The 15,229-nt window shown below is 71.0% G+C and carries 11 protein-coding genes and 1 pseudogene; 6 read left to right on the forward strand and 6 right to left on the reverse strand.

The window, feature by feature from the left end; genetic code table 11:
- Positions 1-31 precede the first annotated feature (31 nt).
- Together AB0K11_RS03060 and AB0K11_RS03065 are read right to left on the reverse strand one after the other, a co-directional pair.
- Entirely contained in the window at positions 32-1,264 is a 1,233-nt protein-coding gene (locus AB0K11_RS03060; RefSeq protein ID WP_364972016.1) for a glycosyltransferase, read from the reverse strand.
- Between the two features lie 19 nt (positions 1,265-1,283).
- The gene (locus tag AB0K11_RS03065; protein WP_364972018.1) at positions 1,284-2,249 is read right to left on the reverse strand and encodes a glycosyltransferase; all 966 of its coding nucleotides are present in this window, start codon (positions 2,247-2,249) and stop codon (positions 1,284-1,286) included.
- Between the two features lie 139 nt (positions 2,250-2,388).
- Between AB0K11_RS03065 and AB0K11_RS03070 the strand changes: the two are divergent.
- Positions 2,389-3,267, forward strand: a pseudogene (locus AB0K11_RS03070) (SDR family oxidoreductase).
- A 128-nt stretch (positions 3,268-3,395) separates the two neighbouring features.
- The gene (locus tag AB0K11_RS03075; RefSeq protein WP_269893937.1) at positions 3,396-3,632 is read left to right on the forward strand and encodes a CsbD family protein; all 237 of its coding nucleotides are present in this window, start codon (positions 3,396-3,398) and stop codon (positions 3,630-3,632) included.
- 61 nt (positions 3,633-3,693) lie between these two features.
- Here the strand turns inward: AB0K11_RS03075 and usfY are convergent, their stop codons facing one another.
- Genes usfY through AB0K11_RS03090 form a run of 3 tightly spaced genes read right to left on the reverse strand, consistent with a single transcriptional unit; the run spans position 3,694 to position 5,130 of the window.
- The gene (gene usfY, locus AB0K11_RS03080) at positions 3,694-4,002 is read right to left on the reverse strand and encodes a protein UsfY (protein WP_364972020.1); all 309 of its coding nucleotides are present in this window, start codon (positions 4,000-4,002) and stop codon (positions 3,694-3,696) included.
- Between the two features lie 54 nt (positions 4,003-4,056).
- Positions 4,057-4,422: a hypothetical protein gene (locus tag AB0K11_RS03085; RefSeq protein ID WP_364972023.1), complete on the reverse strand. Its 366-nt coding sequence runs from the start codon at positions 4,420-4,422 to the stop codon at positions 4,057-4,059.
- A gap of 36 nt (positions 4,423-4,458) precedes the next feature.
- Positions 4,459-5,130: a PAS and ANTAR domain-containing protein gene (locus AB0K11_RS03090; RefSeq protein ID WP_364972026.1), complete on the reverse strand. Its 672-nt coding sequence runs from the start codon at positions 5,128-5,130 to the stop codon at positions 4,459-4,461.
- Between the two features lie 130 nt (positions 5,131-5,260).
- Between AB0K11_RS03090 and AB0K11_RS03095 the strand changes: the two genes are divergently transcribed.
- Genes AB0K11_RS03095 through AB0K11_RS03105 form a run of 3 tightly spaced genes read left to right on the forward strand, consistent with a single transcriptional unit; the run spans position 5,261 to position 9,393 of the window.
- On the forward strand, positions 5,261-6,094 hold the full coding sequence (locus AB0K11_RS03095) for an FAD binding domain-containing protein (protein WP_364972028.1): 834 nt from the start codon (positions 5,261-5,263) through the stop codon (positions 6,092-6,094).
- The gene (locus tag AB0K11_RS03100; RefSeq protein WP_364972030.1) at positions 6,091-8,808 is read left to right on the forward strand and encodes a molybdopterin cofactor-binding domain-containing protein; all 2,718 of its coding nucleotides are present in this window, start codon (positions 6,091-6,093) and stop codon (positions 8,806-8,808) included. The genes AB0K11_RS03095 and AB0K11_RS03100 overlap by 4 nt, the downstream gene beginning before the upstream one ends.
- A 42-nt stretch (positions 8,809-8,850) precedes the next feature.
- A complete protein-coding gene (locus AB0K11_RS03105; protein WP_364972032.1) occupies positions 8,851-9,393 on the forward strand; it encodes a restriction endonuclease in 543 nt (180 codons plus the stop codon).
- Here AB0K11_RS03105 and lat read toward each other — a convergent pair.
- Complete coding sequence (gene lat / locus AB0K11_RS03110) at positions 9,371-10,711, reverse strand: L-lysine 6-transaminase (protein ID WP_364972034.1); 1,341 nt, start codon at positions 10,709-10,711, stop codon at positions 9,371-9,373. The genes AB0K11_RS03105 and lat overlap by 23 nt on opposite strands.
- Before the next feature lie 104 nt (positions 10,712-10,815).
- Between lat and AB0K11_RS03115 the strand changes: the two genes are divergently transcribed.
- Complete coding sequence (locus tag AB0K11_RS03115) at positions 10,816-15,141, forward strand: cation-translocating P-type ATPase (protein ID WP_364972036.1); 4,326 nt, start codon at positions 10,816-10,818, stop codon at positions 15,139-15,141.
- Positions 15,142-15,229: the final 88 nt, after the last annotated feature.

Consider the following 15,229-nt stretch of genomic DNA (forward strand, 5'->3'; position numbering starts at 1 on the left):
CGCTGGCGATGCTGGAAGGCGGCCGAGGCGGTCATCCGGACGACACGCTCGAAGTGGTCGGGACGGTGACCGGCATCGCAGGCGCCGGGACGAGCCGGTCGTAGATGCGCACGGTGTCGCCGGCGATGCGGTCCCAGGAGTAGCGCGCCCTGGCCCTGTCGCGTCCCGCTGCGCCGAAACTCTGCCGCAGGAAATCGTCGTGCAGAAGCTGATTGACCGCATCGGCCACCTCGCCGGGACGCTTGGGCTGCACCAGCCGGCCGGTGACGTCGTGCACGATCGTGTCGAGCATCCCGCCCACCGCCGAGGCCACCACCGGGATGCCGCAGGCCATCGCCTCGAGCGGCACGATGCCGAATGGCTCGTACCACGGGGTGCACGCCACCACGTCGGCCGACCGCAGCAGGGCAGGCATGGCCTCACGTGCCACCGCGCCGTGGAAGTGCACCCGATCGGCGACCCCGAGTTCGACGGCGAGCTGACGCAGTCGACGCGCCTCGGGATCGGCGTCGAGGCCGGCCACATCCGGGCCGCCGACGATCACCAGTTCGGTGTCCGCGATCGCAGGCAGCGCACGCACCACCACGTCGAATCCCTTGCGCGGGACGAACCTGCCGACACTGACGATGCGGTGCTTCGCGCCCTTCTCGGCGCGGGGCCCATCCGGGGTGAACAGGTCGAGGTCCACGCCGCAGGGCACCACCGAGATGCGGGACCGCGCCCGGCCGAGCCGCATCAGTTCGAACACCTCGTCGGTGCAGGTGGCGGCCACCCAGGTGGCGGTACGCGCCACCATCGCCTCGAGTTTGAGCCGGTCCTGCGGGCTGGTGTCCTGGACACCCTGGTGTCTGCGCTTGACCACCCCGAGCGCATGGAAGGTCTGCACGGCGGGCAGATCGAGGTGGCGGGCGGCCAGCTGGGTGGCGATGCCCGACATCCAGAAATGGGCGTGCGCCACGTCGGGCCGGTCGGCCGACCACTGCTCGTCGAGGTACTGCGCGAACGGGCCCATGTGGGCCAGCAACTCGTCCTTGGGCAGCCGTTCCGGCGGACCGGCGGGCACGTGCACGACGGTGTAGCCCTGCGGCGTCTCGACCCGTTCCGGCAGGTGCGGGTCGTCGCGACGGGTGTAGACGGTCACCTCGTGGCCGCGGCGGAACAGCGCCGCCGACAACGCCGCGACGTGGACGTTCTGACCGCCTGCATCCACGCCGCCCAGCGCGGCCAGCGGGCTGGCATGTTCGGAAACCATCGCGATCTTCATCGCAGGTCCTCCCTCGAGATCACGCACAGACCTCGTCGACCAGGGCATCCCAGTCGGCGAGGAAGCGATCGAGCGCGAAGTGCGCCGCCGCGAAATCACGGGCCGCCTTACCCGCCGCGGTGGCCGCGGGCAGATCGGTGACGAAACCCTCCAACGCGTACGCCAGCGTCTTGACGTCCGCACTCACCACTCCCGCCTCGGCAGGCACCACCAGTGGCGCCATCGTCGAGGCCACCGCCACCACCGGCATGCCGAGGTACATCGCCTCCACCAGCGACAACCCCAGCGACGTCCAGCGGGCGGTGTGCACGTAGACCCGACGGCGTGCGACCTCGGGCAGGAGCGCCGCGGTGGGCACGTCGCCCATGCCGCGCACGCCGGGCCACCGCTTGTCGTCCAGCGCGCCGGTGTCGATTCCCCACACGTCGACGGGCGCGTGCTCGCCGAGTTCGGGCAGCAGGTCCGCGCCCACCGTGCGCCACCGCCGCAGCGGTTCGTTGATCATCGTCGCCGCGGCGGGGATCTCCCCGCTGTACAGCGCGCCGGGATCGGCGATGCCGTGGTCGATGACCCGCGTCGGGGCGCGGCCGCTGTCCCACATCAGCTGGTTGAAGTCGGTGACGTGGACGACGGGGATGTCGGAACGGTCGGCCATCGGGTGCACGCTGTCGACCGCCGAGGGCCGCGGCGCGTTGTGCTCGACGTACACCGCGGGTACGTCGACGCCCGGCTGGCGGCCCAACCAGCGCGCCGCGAGGTCGACTTCCTCCGGCCGCTGCAGGACCACCAGGTCGACGTCGCGGTCACCCAGCTCGTCGAGCGGAACTTCCTGCGCACGCGGCCAATTGCGGCCGAGCAGGCCCTTGCCGTCGGCGTCCTTGGCGGGGCTGACGGGTATCAGGTAGCGGTGCGGACCGGCCACCAGCGATTGGGTCCACGATCCGTGCACGTGCCAGACGAGCAGCACACGCGCACGGTCGGTCATGCGGCGACGGTTATCCGACCCCTCAGGGCCATAAACGTCGAACGTTAGAGATTTCGCAAAGCGACCGGGCCGGGTTCGCAAAGTGGATTTCATCGGCGCGACAGGTCGTTTCGACCAGCTGGGGACGGATACCCGACGCATGGACATCGACGCCCCGACGCGAGGAGAACACGTGACTGAACCCGAAGGCGTCATCGCCTATCCCGGCCGGACGGCGGACATGGACCGGGCGCCGCGCGACGAGATGCGCGACTACGTCGGCCGCGACCTGCTCGCCGGCAAGCGGGCGCTGATCACCGGAGGCGATTCCGGCATCGGCCGCGCCGTCGCCGCAGCGTTCGCCAAGGAGGGCGCGGACGTCGCCATCGCCTATCTCGACGAGGACGACGACGCCCGCCATACGGTGTAGCTGGTGGAGGCGGCGAGCCGGCGAAGCGTGCTGCTGCCCGGCGATCTCGGTGACGCCCAGCACTGTCGAGATGTGGTGTCCCGCACCGTCGATGAGTTCGGCGGCCTCGACATCCTGGTGAACAACGTCGCGTATCAGAATCCCACCGAGGACTTCACCGACATCAGCGACGAGCAGTGGCGGCGCACCTTCTCGGTCAACATCGACAGTTATTTCCGGGTGACCAAGGCGGCGCTCGCGCATTTGCCCGACGGCGGCGCCGTCATCAACACCGGATCGATCAACGGCCTGCGCGGCAACAAGACACTGATCGACTACTCGGCGACCAAGGGCGCGATCCTCGCGCTCACCTACTCGCTCGCACAGTCGTTGGCGGATCGCAGGATTCGAGTCAACTGTGTGGCGCCCGGTCCGGTGTGGACACCGCTGATCCCGGCCACGATGGATGCCGAGAAGACCGAATCCTTCGGTGAACAGACGCCATTCGGCCGGGCGGCGCAACCCGACGAGATCGCGCCGTCGTACGTGTTCTTCGCGTCCGGCACGATGTCGTCGTACTACAGCGGCGAGGTGCTCGCCCCGATCGGTGGCGAGACGCTTCCGGGCTGACGCAGTGGTCAGCGCCCGCACAGCCGACCAGCAGGCGCGACGGGTTTACCCGCAGCGGTCCTCGGGAACACTGCGTCCGTGGGGACGTGCCCCGTCGTGAACACTCACGATCAAGTCGGAAGGTGAGTATGACCGAGAAGAACAGTGGTCCCGAAGAAGGCATCAAGGGCGTCGTCGAGGACGTGAAGGGTAAGGCCAAGGAAACGGTCGGTACCGTCACCGGACGTGACGACATGGTCCGCGAGGGCAAGGCCCAGCAGGACAAGGCGGACGCACAGCAGGACGCCGCGAAGAAGGAAGCCGAAGCAGAGTCGGCCCGCGCAGGCGCCAAGACAGCCGAAGAACGGCAGAAGTCCGAGCAGTAGAACGGACACACGAAAGAGGCCCAGCCGATCGGCTGGGCCTCTTTTGTGCGTGCGGTCAGCCCTAGCTGCTGGGGGTCTGCCGCGAGGTGTCGGGGTGCTCGGCATGCCAGCGCTCCTCGATCCCCCGCACCCGGCGGTGCTCGACGAGGAACCAGACGCCGGAGACGACGAACACGACCGCCGAGATGGAGCCCAGGATCACGCCGACGTCACCATGGCCGCTGGCGGTCGCGGCCAGCGCCCCCACGAACGCGGCCATCGCGATGCCGAGCAGGATCAGTGCCGGCAGGTTCTTGGTGTCCTTCATCGTCTCGCCGGCATGCGGACGGGTGGTCCGTGCGTGGTCGACGGGGTCCTCAGGGCTCTTCATGGTGACTCCTTCAATCGAATGCGGTGACGGCACGCGAGGTGGCGGGCCGTTTCGTCAGCCGAACACCGGTCCGGCAAGGGCCGGCGTGCTGGTGGTGAGCACGAGCAGCATCAGCGTGAGCAGGACCCACCCGGCGCCCTGCCAGGCCCACGACGCCTCGTTGCGCCGCCAGCTCTGATATGTGCGCACGAATGCGCGCAGCCCGCCGAGCAGCAGGATGGCCGGCGCGCCCATGGCGAGCATGGTGCGTTGCGGGGCTCCGCAGGCCAGGGCGTCGGCCACCGAGCCGCTGCAGGTGCTCACCCAGACGGCGGCGACGGCCAGAAACCCTGCTGCGGCCACCGCGACGACGAGCGCGAAGCGCAGGGCGTCACGAACACCGGCCTCAGCCGAACGCAGCTCGTTGGGGTTCTGCAACACGCCGGGGATATTCCCTGACCAGCGACGGGATAAACCTCAGGACCGCACGCGCAGGTGTGCCGTCAGCAACAATCGGTCGTATTCACCGCGCGCCGGCAGCGTCTCGTCGTACTGCAGCGCGAGGAAGTCCTCGGCGATCTGCTCCGACAGCGTCCGCAGCTTGACGTTGGTCTCCTGGGAACGCCACTTCAGCAGCTCGAACGCCGACTCGGCGGTGATCCGGTAGACCACCATGAGCATGCCCTTGGTCTGTTCGATCGCGCCGCGGGCCTCGGCGATCTCCGCCACCGCTTCGGTGATGCCCTCGTTGTGTGACGGGGTGACGTCGACGTAGAAGCCGTGGGTGCCGATCACCGCACCGAACTCGCCGTGCAGGTGGTCGCCCACCACCACGACGTGATGCACCTCCCCGTGCGTGTCGATGATGCGGTGCCGCGTACTGAACGCGCCCGCGGTCCGCCGGATCTCGTCGAGGGTGGCCGCAACCTCCCGGTAGTCGTCGGGGTGCTTGTGCGACAGCACGAGCGCGGTGGTCGGCTCCGCGGTGCCGGGCTCGTAACCGTGCATCCGCTCGACCTGGGGCGACCATTCCCAACGTTCGTCGTCGAAGTAGAACCGGAACCAGCCGACCCGCTGCGACTGCCCGCTCGCGAAAGCGTGCTCGAGTGGGGCCATCCTCCCGTCGCCGTCGGCCAGCTGATCGGTCATGACCTGCAGATTATCGCTCGGTGTGGACCGGGAAATTCGTTCCGACAGCCAGAATGCGCATCGTTTTGTGGATATGGATCACTTGCCCGGTCGGCATGCGGACGGTGTGGTGCGTGACTACCGTCGATGAGTGGACCTCAACACCGTCGGGGTGGTCGACTTCCCCACCGACCGCGATGGGCTGTGGCCGCTCGGCCTCGGCGATGCGGTGTTGGCCGGCGGTACCTGGTTGTTCTCCGAACCGCAGCCCCAGGTGCGCCGCCTGGTCGACGTGACGGCACTGGGCTGGCCGTCGATCACCGTGGGTGACACGGGTGTCGAGCTCGCGGCGACGTGCACGGTCGCCGAGGTGTCGGCGCTGAGCGCGCGGCTGGCGGCGGACAGGCCGGACTGGTCTGCGGCGCCGTTGCTGCACCAGTGCTGCAGCGCGCTGCTGGCGTCGTTCAAGATCTGGGGCGCGGCGACAGTCGGTGGCAACATCTGCCTCGGCCTGCCCGCCGGCGCGATGATCTCGCTGGCCACCGCGCTCGACGGTGTGGCGACGGTGTGGCGCGCAGGCGGCCACGACTACCGCATCTCCGTCGGCGAACTGGTGATCGGTGCAGGCAGCACGGCGCTGGCCGTCGGCGACGTGCTCAGGTCGGTGCATCTGCCCGCCGCGGCGCTCCTTGCCCGCACTGCCTTCCGCAAACTCGCCGCCGCGCCGCTGGGCCGCTCCGGCGTGGTGGTGATCGGCCGCCGCGATGCCGGCCCCGACGGTGGGGCGTTCGTGCTGTCGGTCACCGCCGCCACCGTGCGCCCGTACGTGTTCCGGTTCGACGGTGTGCCTGATCCCGACTCGCTGAGGACGGCACACGCCGGCATTCCGGACACGGCGTGGACCCGCGACGCGCACGGCGATCCGGACTGGCGGCGCGCGATGGCGCTGCTGCTGGCCGGTCAGGTCTGCGCGGAGCTGGCATGAGGTTCGAAATCAACGGCGACGCGCTGGAGGCCGACCCCCGGCCGGGCCAGTGTCTGCGGACGCTGCTGCGGGAGCACGGCCGCGTCGAGGTCAAGAAGGGCTGCGACGCCGGGGACTGCGGAGCCTGCTCGGTGCTGCTCGACGGCGCGCCGGTGCACTCCTGCGTGGTGCCGGCGTTCCGGGCCGCGGGCAGGCGCGTGACCACGGTGGCGGGTCTCGGCACCCCCGGTGACCTGCACCCGATGCAGCGCCGCTTCGTCGAGGCGGCCGGATTCCAGTGCGGCTTCTGCACCGCGGGGATGGTCACCACCGCCGCCGCCCTCACCGAGGAGCAGATGGCGGACCTGCCGCAGCATCTGAAGGGCAACCTGTGCCGGTGCACCGGCTACCGCGCGATCACCGACGCCCTGGTGGGTCGTGTCAACACCGACAAGTCGGCAGGCCACGGTGACACCGGCCGGTCGATCGGTGCGCCTGCGGCCATCGGGGTCGTCACCGGCGCCGAGCGCTACACCATGGATGTCACCCCGGCGGGACTGCTGCACATCGCGGTGCTGACGAGCCCGGTGCCGCACGCCCGCATCGAGGCGATCGACACCACCGCGGCCGCGGGGCTGCCTGGCGTGCACCTGGTGCTCACCCACCGCGACAGTCCGCCGGTCGCGTTCTCCACCGCCCGCCACGAGAACCGACTCGACGACCCCGACGACACCCGGGTGCTCGACGACACCGTCCGCTTCGTCGGCCAGCGGGTCGCCGCGGTGGTGGCCGACAGCCCCGGGATCGCCGAGCAGGCCTGCCGGCTGATCGCCGTGGAGTACCGGGAGCTGCCCGCCGTGTTCGATCCGGACGAGGCCAGGACTGCGGGCGCGCCGCTGGTGCACGGGGACAAGGGCGCCGATTCGCGTATCGCCGACCCGGCGCGCAACACCGTCGCGGAATTTCACGGCGGCGCAGGCGACGTCGAGGCCGGCGTGGCCGAGGCGCTCGCCGGTGGCGGCGCGGTGGTGCGCGGCCGGTGGACGACGCAACGCGTGCAGCACGCGCACCTGGAGACCCACGGCTGCACCGGGTGGACCGACGACCGGGGCCGGCTGGTGATCAGGACCAGTTCGCAGGTGCCGTTCCTGGTGCGCGACGAACTGTGCCGCGTCTTCGGGCTGGCCCGCGAGCAGGTGCACGTGGTCACCGGCAGGGTGGGCGGCGGATTCGGTGGCAAGCAGGAGATGCTCGTCGAGGACCTGGTGGCGCTGGCGGTGCTCCGGCTGGGCAGGCCGGTGCGCTTCGAGTTCAGCAGGACCGACGAATTCACCATGGCGCCCTGCCGGCATCCTTTCCGGATCGAGGCGACGGTCGCAGCGCGAGCCGACGGCGTGCTCACGGCCCTGGCCGTCGACGTGCTCAGCGACGCAGGCGCCTACGGCAACCACAGCATCGGCGTGCTGTTCCACGGGTGCAGCGAGTCGGTGGCCGTGTACCGCTGCGCGAACAAGAGAGTCGACGCCCAGGCCGTCTACACCAACAACCTGCCGTCGGGGGCGTTCCGCGGATACGGCCTGGGACAGCTGATCTTCGCCATCGAGTCGGCGCTCGACGAGCTGGCTCAGCGGCTCGGCGTCGACCCGTTCGACCTGCGCCGGCGCAACGTGGTGGTGCCCGGGGACCCCTTCGTCGACGCGACCTCCGCGCACGACGACCTGACGTTCGGCAGCTACGGACTCGACCAGTGCCTCGACCTCGCGCAGGCCGCGCTGGCGGCGGGCAACGGAGTGGCGCCGCCTCCGGGCGCCCAGTGGCGGGTCGGCGAGGGCATGGCGGTGGCGATGATCGCCACCATCCCGCCGCGGGGCCACTTCGCCGAGGCGTCGCTGAGCGTGGACACCGACGGGATGTACACGTTGAGCGTGGGCACCGCCGAGTTCGGCAACGGCACGTCCACCGTGCACACCCAGTTGGTGGCCGACGAGATGAACACCACCGCCGACCGGGTGCGGTTGCGCCAGTCCGACACCGACAGCACCCGTTACGACACCGGCGCGTTCGGTTCGGCCGGGACGGTGGTGGCCGGCCGCGCGGTGCTCGACGCGTGCCGCGAGCTGCGGGCCGCGGTGCTGGCCGATGCGGCCGACCGCACCGGCGCCGACGTGTCGGCGTGCACGCTCACCGCGTCGGGTGTGCAGTGCGGCGAGCGCTTCGTGTCCTTCGCCGGCCTCGGCGGCAACACCGCCGGCTACGGCAGGCACGACGGCACGCCACGGTCGGTGGCGTTCAACGTGCAGGCGTTCCGGGTGGCGGTCGACGTCGAGACCGGGCGGGTGCGGATCCTGCAGTCGATCCAGACGGCCGACGCCGGCGTCGTGCTCAACCCCGAGCAGTGCCGCGGGCAGGTGGAAGGCGGTGTGGCACAGGCCATCGGCTCCGCACTGTACGAGGAGATGCACGTCGGCCCGGACGGGACGGTGCTCACCAGGGAGCTGCGCAACTACCACATCCCCCAGCTGGCCGACGTGCCGGTGACCGAGGTCTACTTCGCCGACACCTACGACGTGCTCGGTCCGCGGGGCGCCAAGTCGATGAGCGAGTCACCGTACAACCCGGTGGCTCCTGCGCTGGCCAATGCGATCGCCAGGGCCTGCGGCGTGCGGCCGCACCAGCTGCCGATGACCCCGGCCCGGGTGTGGCGGGGTATCCAGGAGGGCGACGGCTCGCAGTAGTCGGCCGCGGTAGTTGTCGGCACCCGCTCCTACGATTGCGCCGTGGCGCGCGTCAAGTGGTTCGTGCTGCTCGCCGCCGTCGCGGGCGTGGCCTCCTTTCTGTGGGGCCTCGATCCGGTGTGGTGCCTCGCCGCAGGAGTTGCCGCACCTGTGGTCGCGGTGGCCGCCGCGCACTTCCTGCGCGGCGCGATCGCCGGTGCGGGCACACCGGGGCCGCGTGAGGATCCGGCGGCGGCGATGTCGGGCACCGAGTTCGAGGACCACGTCGCGCGGATCGCCAGGTCCTGCGGGGTGCCGGTGATCATGACCGCGATCACCGGCGACTGGGGCGTCGACATCATCGTCGGACACCGGCCCAACCGGCTGGCCATCCAGTGCAAGCGCCAGGCGAGGCCGGTGGGCACCGCCGCCGTTCAGGAGGTGGTTGCCGGCGCACCCATGCAGGACTGCGTCCGGACGATGGTGGTCACCAACCACGACTTCACGCCTGCTGCACGGCGACTCGCCGAACGGCACGGCTGCGAACTGGTCGGCCGCGACGAGCTGCCCCGGCTGCGCTCCATCATCCGGCGCGCGACGAGCTGAGCGCGGTGCGCACCGCCGCGAGCGCGGCGTCGATCTCGTCGCGCGTCACGGTCAGCGGCGGCCGGAACCGCACGGAGTCGGCTCCGCTGGCGAGCATGATCACCCGCAGCTCCCACAGCCGCGCGATCAGCGCGTCGCGCTGCGCGGCCGACGGCAGGCTGAACGCGCACATCAATCCGCGGCCGCGGACGTCGCCGACCACGCCCGGGAAGTCGGCGGCCAACCGGTCGAGTCCGTCGCAGAGATACCTGCCGGCCTTGCCTGCGCGTGCCATCAGGTCGTCGGACTCGATCACCTCGAGGATGCGGCGGGCGCGCACCATGTCGGTGAGGTTGCCGCCCCACGTCGAGTTGATCCGCGAGCCGACCCGGAACACGTTGTCGGCGACCTCGTCGACCCGACGGCCCGCCATCACCCCGCACACCTGGGTCTTCTTGCCGAAGGCCACCACGTCCGGTGCCACGCCCAGTTGCTGGTAGGCCCATGCGGTTCCGGTCATCCCGCAACCGGTCTGCACCTCGTCGAAGATCAGCAGCGCGTCGTGCTCGTCGCACAGATCGCGCATCGCCGCGAAGAACTGCGGCCGGAAGTGCCGGTCACCGCCCTCACCCTGAATGGGTTCGGCGAGGAAACACGCGACGTCGTGCGGATGCGCGTCGAAGGCGGCGCGGGCCTGCTGCAGCGACTCGGCCTCGAGCGCGGTCATGGCGTCGTCGTCCAGACCCGGTCGCAGACACGGTGCGTCGATTCGCGGCCAGTCGAACTTCGGGAACCGCGCCACCTTGTTCGGGTCGGTGTTCGTCAGCGACAACGTGTATCCGCTGCGACCGTGGAACGCCCCGCGCAGGTGCAGCACCCGCGTCCCGAGCGCCGGGTCGATCCCGTGCGCCTCGTTGTGCCTGCTCTTCCAGTCGAAGGCCACCTTCAAGGCGTTCTCGACGGCCAGTGCCCCGCCGTCGACGAAGAACAGGTGCGGCAGCGCCGGATCGCCGAGCACCCGGGCGAACGTGTCGACGAAGCGGGCCATCGGGACGGTGTACACGTCGGAGTTGCTCGGCTTGTTCACGGCGGCCGCCGCGAGTTCGGCGCGGAACGCGTCGTCGTCGGCCAGGGCCGGGTGGTTCATCCCCAGCGCCGACGACGCGAAGAACGTGAACATGTCGAGATACCGGTCCCCGTTGCGGGCGTCGACCAGGCACGCCCCGCGGGAACGCTCTAGGTCGAGGACGAAGTCCAGACCGTCGGTGAGCAGGCTGCGGCCGAGCACGTCACGGACGTCGTCGGCTGCGAGGCCGGGGCGCATCATCAAGTCGGTCATTCGGGCATCCTATCGTAATATTTCCTTTGGTTCACACGTGCAACCACAAGTATTCCTATTGACGCGTGCGTGTGGCGCATGTAATCAGCGGGTACCGGCAAGGGATGCTCAAACCTCCCGGCTACGGACTGCTGACCGCTCCGCTCCGCGCCGCCGAGACGTTGAGCCGCACCGCCGCCGCCGTGGCCCTCGAGGCCGTCGGCGGCCCACCCGCCCGTCGCTGCCAGGCCCGTGGCGGCCGCTGCTGGGTCGAGGTGCGAGGACTCGGCGGGCCACACGGCAAGGCCATTGCCGCAGAGGCCATCCGAGCGGTCAAGGGCATGACCGGCGTGCGGTCGGCGTCGCTCAACACGACCGTCTCGCGCATCGTGGTGAGCATCGACGAGGACGGACCGTCGCTGCCCACGCTGTTGCGTGCCGTCGACGCGGCCGAGCGGGCCGCCGACTCCGACGCGCGCCGCAGCCGGCCGGTGAACCTGCCCGGTGACGATGCGGTGCTGGCCGCGCGCACCGCGGGGGCCGCGGTCGCGCTGGCGAGCCTCGGCCTCTCGGTGACCGGCACCGCGCTGCGGCTACGCGGGCTCCCCGACGTGGTGTCCGCCCTTCCGACCCTCGCCGACCACATGCCGCGACTTCGCAAGCAGGTCGAGGGTCGGCTCGGCCCCGACGGCACCGACCTGTTCTTCGCCACCGTCCACGCCGCTGCCGCGGCCCTTGCGGTCTCGCCGGTGTCGGCCGCCGCGGAGTCGGCCCAACGCACGATGCTGGCCGCCGAGGCGTGGAACGACCGGTTGGCCTGGCGCCGACACGAGCCGCGACTGGCCCGGCACGCAGATCACGACCGCCCGCCGACGAGCCGCGTCGCACCGGGGGAAGGCCGCGCCGACCACTACGCCGACCGATCCGCCGCGGTGGGCACCGCAGCGGGCGTGGCGCTGGGTCTGCTGTCCGGCAGCCTCGCGACCGCAGGCGAGGCCGCGGTGGTGGCCGCGCCCAAGGCGGTGCGCACCACGCGGGAGGCATTCGCCTGCGCGCTGAGCCGCGGGCTCACCGCCCGCCACGGCGGACTGGTGCTTCATCCGCGGGCGCTGCGCACCCTGGATCGGATCGACACCGTGGTCGTCGATCCGCGCGCACTGCACACCGACGAGCTCATGGTCAGCCGGGTGCGGGGCGTCACCGACGCCGACCGTGGCCGCGCGTGGGACGCCGCGCGCCGGGCACTGGCGGGCGGAAGGCTCGACGCCGGATGGCATCCTGTCGCCGACATACCGGACGCGGGCGACGACGGCGAGGTGCTCGTCAGTCATGTCCGTGATCCGCACGCGGCGGCGGTGGTGGCCGAGGCACGCCGGTCCAAGCCGCGGGTGGTGTCCATCGCCGACGACGGATTACGCTCCCTGGCACAGGGTTTCGATCATCTGCACCCCCTGGAGGAGTCGATCGACGATGCACTCGCCGATGCCGTGTCGGCGGCCAAGGCCGACGGCGCCACCGTCGCTCTGCTCACCATCGCCGACATGACGACACCCCACGGCGCGGATATCACCGTCGGCGTGCTGCGCGACGGGAAGCCGCCGGTGTGGAGCGCCGACCTCCTCGTCGACGACCTCACCGGTGTGTGGCGGCTGCTGCACGCGCTACCCGCCGCCCGCGATGCCAGTGACAAGGGCGTTCGGCTGTCCCTGTCCGGCTCGTCGCTGGGTGCGCTGATGCTGATCCCCGGCGTACCCGGCCGCGGCCCCGTCTCGGTCCATGCCAGCGCGATGGCCGGGCTGCTGTCGGGCTACGCCGCGGGCAACCGGGTGATGTCGGACGCGCTGCCCAACCCCGAACCGGGCCACGACTGGCATGCGCTGCCCGTCGACGAGGTGCGCGAGCTGCTGCCCCAGCCCACCGACTCCGATTCCGGCGAGGACTCAGTGATCCCGGTGCCGAAGCCACTACGTGCCGCGGCCGTCGGAACATGGCGGCTGGCAGCAGACTTCGTCGGCGCGATGCGCACCAACCTGTCCGATCCGCTGACACCGATCCTGCTGACCGGCGCGATGGCGAGCGCCCTGCTCGGCTCCCCCTTCGACGCCGCCCTCGTCAGCAGCGTGCTGCTGGGCAATGCGGCGCTGTCGGCCGAACAGCAGGTGCACGCCGAGCGCGTGCTGCGCCGTCTGCTCGCTGTGCAGGACCCGCCGGCGCGCCGCCGCATCGCAGACGGCAACGACGAGGAGGTGCCCGCCAAGCGGCTGCAGCCCGGCGACATCATCGAGATCCGTTCCGGCGAAGTCGTTCCCGCCGACGCCAGGGTCATCGAGGCCATCAATGTAGAAGTCGACGAGTCGTCGCTGACCGGGGAGTCCCTGCCGGTGACCAAGCAGACCGGTGCGACGCCCGGGGCGCCGCTGGCCGAGCGTGCGGGCATGCTGTTCGGCGGTTCGACCGTGGTCGCGGGCACGGCCGTCGGCATCGTCACCGCGGTCGGGTCAGCGTCGGAGATGCAACGCGCCATGGCGATGGCGCCGTCGACATCGCGTGAGATCGGGCTGCAGGCCCAGCTGCGCCACATCACCGGCCGCGCGCTGCCCTGGAGCCTCGGCGGCGGCGCCCTGGTGGCGGTGTTGAGCATGCTGCGCCGCACGCCGCTGCGGGAGTCGGTGTCCAGCGCGGTCGGGGTGGTGGTGGCCGCCGTCCCCGAGGGGCTGCCGCTGGTCGCGACGCTGGCGCAGCTGGCCGCCGCACGCAGGCTCTCCGGGGAGTCGGTGCTGATCCGCAACCCGCAGTCGATCGAGGCGATGGCCCGGGTGAAGGTGGTGTGCTTCGACAAGACCGGCACCCTCAGTGAGAACCGGTTGCAGGTCAAGGCCCTTCGCGCCGTCGAGGGACGCATCGAGGACGACGTGCTCGCCGGCGCGGCGGCCACGATCGTCGTCAAGAACGGTCAGCGCACAGAGCACGCCACCGACGACGCCATCCTGCGTGCCGCGGGCGTGGACGGCAGTGCCGTGCCCGACGCGGTGCTGCCCTTCCAATCCGGCCGTCCGTTCGCCGCGGCGCTCACCGGTACCCGGCTGACCATCAAGGGCGCGCCCGAGCGGATCCTGCCCGGACTCGCCGCCGACGGCGAGGAGATGTCGCGGCTGCTCGACGAGATGACCGCCGACGGGCTGCGCGTGCTCGCCGTCGCCGAGTGCGACCTGAGCGACGAGGAGGCCCGCGCGGCGGCCGCGGATCCCGATGCGTTCGAGCGGGTGTGCGGCTGCAACCTGCGGCCGCTCGGAGTGGTCGGCCTGGCGGACACCCTGCGACCCGCGGCCCGCGAACTGCTGGCGCAGCTCGACCAGCGCGACATCGGGGTGCGTCTGCTCACCGGTGACCACCCCGTCACCGCGGCGGTGGTGGCCAACGACCTCGGACTCGACGTCGACCCGGACGACGTCGTGACCGGCGACGCGTGGGAGAACATGTCGGCCGAGGAGCGCGCCGATGCGGTGGCATACCGCGTGGTGTTCGCCCGGATGTCGCCGGAACACAAGATCGACGTGGTGCAGGCGCTCGAGCGCATCGACCTGGTGACCGCGATGGTCGGCGACGGCGCGAACGACGCCGCGGCGATCCGGGCGGCCAGTGTGGGCGTCGGGGTGGCCTCCCGGGGCAGCGATCCGGCCCGCACCGCCGCCGACGTGATGCTGCTCGACGGGCACATCGAGGCGCTGCTCGACGCCATCGACGAGGGCAACCAGCTGTGGCGGCGCGTGCAGTCGGCGGTGTCGGTGTTGTTGGGCGGCAACGCCGGTGAGGTGTGCTTTGCGCTGATCAGTTCCCTCCTCACCGGCCGATCGGTGCTCAACGCCCGGCAGATGCTACTGGTCAACATGCTCACCGATGCGCTCCCGGCCGCCGCACTGGCGGTCAGCCAACAGACCGAGAACGGGCGGGCCGACCGCGACGAGGACGCGATGTGGCGCGCCATCGCCATCCGCGGCGCGGCCACCACCGGCGGCGCCACCGCGGCGTGGCTGATGGCCAGGGTCACCGGGACCCAGCGCCGCGCCGCCACCGCCGCCCTGATCGGGCTGGTGTCCACGCAGATGTTGCAGACCCTGATCGATTCGCGCGCACCGCTGGTGGTGGCCACGAATGTCGGCACGTTCGCGGTGATGATCGGGGTGATCAGTGTGCCGGGGATCAGCCACCTGTTCGGCTGCACACCGGTCGGCCCGGTGGCGTGGGGTCAGGCCTTCACGGCGGCACTGGCGGCCACGGCGGCGTCCGCGGTGGCTCCCGGCGTGCTCGCCCGCGTCACCGGCGTCGGCTCAGTCGTCCTCGATGACGACCACGCCGGCACGCACCAGCAGGGCGTAGAGGTCGCACAGCGGAGGAGTGAGGACCCGGACGGCGCCGCCGAGGAGCGCGTCCTGTCCGAGGCCGGCAAGTAGGTTGCCCATGACTTCGCAAGGTAGAGGCCGCGATCGCCGCTCCGGTGAGGGACACGCCACACACCGGACAACGGAAGGTGACGAACAG

It is taken from the genome of Mycobacterium sp. NPDC050551, assembly GCF_040674075.1.
GTDB lineage: Bacteria > Actinomycetota > Actinomycetes > Mycobacteriales > Mycobacteriaceae > Mycobacterium.